The sequence below is a fragment of the Shewanella sp. GutDb-MelDb genome (assembly GCF_002836075.1).
Classification (GTDB): Bacteria; Pseudomonadota; Gammaproteobacteria; order Enterobacterales; family Shewanellaceae; genus Shewanella.
The window spans coordinates 1-3,240 of the sequence record NZ_PJBM01000038.1 but is presented as its reverse complement, the minus strand read 5'-3'; the positions used below and the strand labels follow the sequence as shown (position 1 = coordinate 3,240).

General features: G+C 41.9%; 2 protein-coding genes. Both read left to right on the top strand.

The genetic code is table 11. The features are described from left to right. Positions 1-2,115: VCBS domain-containing protein (locus CXF82_RS00930; protein WP_145991627.1), on the top strand; the 2,115-nt coding region annotated here is incomplete at its 5' end. A gap of 262 nt (positions 2,116-2,377) precedes the next feature. After that, on the top strand, positions 2,378-3,240 hold an 863-nt coding region (locus CXF82_RS00925), incomplete at its 3' end, for a retention module-containing protein (protein ID WP_145991626.1).

Here is a 3,240-nt window from a genome sequence, read left to right as displayed (position 1 = left end):
AGTGAAACCCACGACGAGACTTTCTTGGTCACCGTCACCGATGAGTTTGGTGCATTCAGCACTCAAATTGTCACCGTGACTGTCACCGGCACCAACGATATTCCGGTACTCACTATAGATACCTCTGGTGAAGTCACCGAAGATCTAAACGTCGTCAATCAACTAATCAGTGATACAGGAATATTAAGTTTCACTGACGTTGATACTGGCGATACTGCGAGTGTGACTTCTCTTTACAATAATGATATTCAATGGAGTGGCGGTGTTCTCAGTGACGTATTAACCCAAGACCAGATCAATCAGTTGATTGCAGGTTTCAGCAGCGACCAAGATAGTTGGGACTTTAGTATTTCAAATGAATTGATTCAGTTTTTAGGGATTACTGAATCTATTACACTCAGTTTTAATGTAACGGCTACCGATTTAAATGGTGCATATGACACTGAAATAGTCACCATTACGATCAATGGCGTAAATGATGCTATTGAAGGAGAGTTTGCTAAAGAGATCTGGGTTCCCGCCGCTGTCAGTGAGATTACCGACCCTTATCTAAGCGGTTATCCACTACTTGTGACTAAACCTACTGATATAGATATAAACGATACAATAACAATTACTAACTTAGCGTTAGTGCTACTTACACCAAACTTAGACCCGAGCGTTGAGTTAGGTAGTATTTACTATATGATCGATGGTCAAAACACCCTCACTTTAATTGATTTTGATAACCCGCCAGGGCTTAGTGCAGCTGAATTAGAAACATTAATCTACGTTCCTGGAGATAACGGAGAAGTAGATTATCAAATTGACTTGTCACTCACTTTTACAGTGAACTCAGGTAGTGACTCTATTGATGGTGAATTCATCATCCACTCCGTACCTACAAACAGCTTGGCAGATCAAACAGTACAAATTGGTAATGGTTCAAGTCCACTTACCTCTGGTAATGATCAAGATGCTGACTTAGTTATTAGTGAGCTATTTGCCAACGCGATGAACTCAGATCCAGCAAGTGGTTCATTGCAGCTATTTACTGATTTTCAACAGGCGCCATTTGCTTTCCCAGTACCAGTCTCAGAGCAGGGTGGTAATGCAGGTAACGCTAGAGAAAATGAGGTATCGGTTAGATTAACAATTGGTAGCGCAGTCTTTGAAGTGATCCCAGAGAATGATGCTGATGGGGTTATTACTTGGAGCTTCGATGCTGATTCAGGCCTAATGAAAGCCGAAATTGATTACAGCGCAATCTTTTTACTTGATGGCAATGGTGACCCAACAACAACATCGTTAGCTGATTATCTTATGGCTAACCCATTATCGGCCAATGATATATGGAGAATAACTTATCTCGATGACAATGGTGGTAACTTCCAAGCCCGATTTGTTGAAGCTGTCTTTACCCATGATCAAATAGCTGATGATTCCATCACGGTCGTGGGAACTGACAATATCAATAATCTGCTATTTGGTAGTACCAATTCTGACTCGCTTACAGGGGCCAATTTAGACGACCGTATTTTCGGCCGCGAAGGCATTGATATCTTAAAAGGTCTTGCTGGTAATGACGAACTCATTGGGGGCTCTGGCAATGACGATATTGAAGGTGGTGAAGGCAATGATATTCTCATCGGCGGCACAGGCAGTGACACCTTAGTAGGAGGGATAGGTAGAGATTATCTCTCTGGGGGCCAAGGTAGTGATAGTTTGGACGGTGGTGCACTCAATGGCGTTGATGATGGTGAGCGAGATTTCTTCGTTTGGGAACTCGATAGTGCTGATGGTAGCATTGATAACGTTTACAACTTCAACAACGAAATCGATGTACTCGACCTAAGCGGATTATTAGTTGGAGAGGAAAGCGGAAACTTAGAAGATTTCTTCTCCTTTGATTTTACCGGTGGCAATACCACCATCATTATTGATGCCGACGGAATAGCAGGTGGAGACGGAGTGACTATCATCTTAGATGGTATCAATCTATCGAGTATTTATGGCAGTTCCGACGAATCTGTAATTATTGCAGGACTCATCGCTGATGAGGCTCTAATTGTCGATCCGAACGATACTTTCATCCCTCCATATGAACAAATCGACCAAGGGAATATCATTCCTTAATATTCAGTCAAAAGTTTTAATTAGTCAGTTCGGTTCATCCGTTATCTAACAAGGCCACTATATCTAGTGGCCTTTTTCTGTTCTTGCACTACTAACCCTTTCGAATAATACTCAATCACAATCAATTTACACAACATAAAGCGTCAAAAAATTGACCAATAACGATTGCTTCTATAACATTCGTTAATCAGGGGTAGTTTTTTTGAAACATTTAAGCTGTAAAAAAGTGTAGTTAATACTGTTTACAGTTGGGAGCAAGACAATGAAGTCGATTATAACAACACAGGCTGGTCATATTCAAAACCTTACAGGCACAGTAACTGCCACCGTAAATGGTACAGAAAAACAAGTGGCGGTAGGTGAATTGATCCCTGAAGGTACTCTCTTATCTGTGCCTGAAGATAGCTTTGTTGAAATTCAGTTTGACGATGGCAGCCTTATATCATCAAATACTGAAATGACTAATTCCCTATCAGCTAGCCCTGCTGAAGAAAATGTTTCAAGTGATACTGCTTTAGATGAGATTGCAGAAATTCAAGCCCTTATCGCATCTGGCGAAGACCCAACTGAGGGGCCTGATACAGCAGCAGGTAATAGCAATGGAGGTAATGGAGGAAGTTCAGGTTTCCTCTCAGTCTCAAGAAGTGCAAACGAAACCATTGCAGCGTCAGGTTTTACCACTGCTGGCGCTGACCAGGCTCAGTTTACAGAAACAAGAGATATCGATCTTAGTGTTGATAATATCCCCTCTATATTAGTCAATGATAGTAATTCAATTACTGAAGATGGTATCGCTACCGGAAACGTCCTCGATAATGATGCAGATGGTGATGACGCTCTTACCGTCGTGAGTTTTGAAGTTAACGGTCAAAGCCTTACTGCTGGTACCACGGTAGAACTCGATGGCGGATCTTTAGTTATCAATGAAGATGGCTCTTACACCTTCACTCCAAATGATAACTGGAATGGCAGCGTTCCTGTCATTACATACACCACCAATACAGGCTCAACAGCAACACTGACCCTTGAAGTCACGCCTGTTGATGACGTCAGTCTATTAGCCAACGACAGCCAAACTATCGACGAAGACAGCGTTGCTACTGGCAATGTATTAGATAACGATGT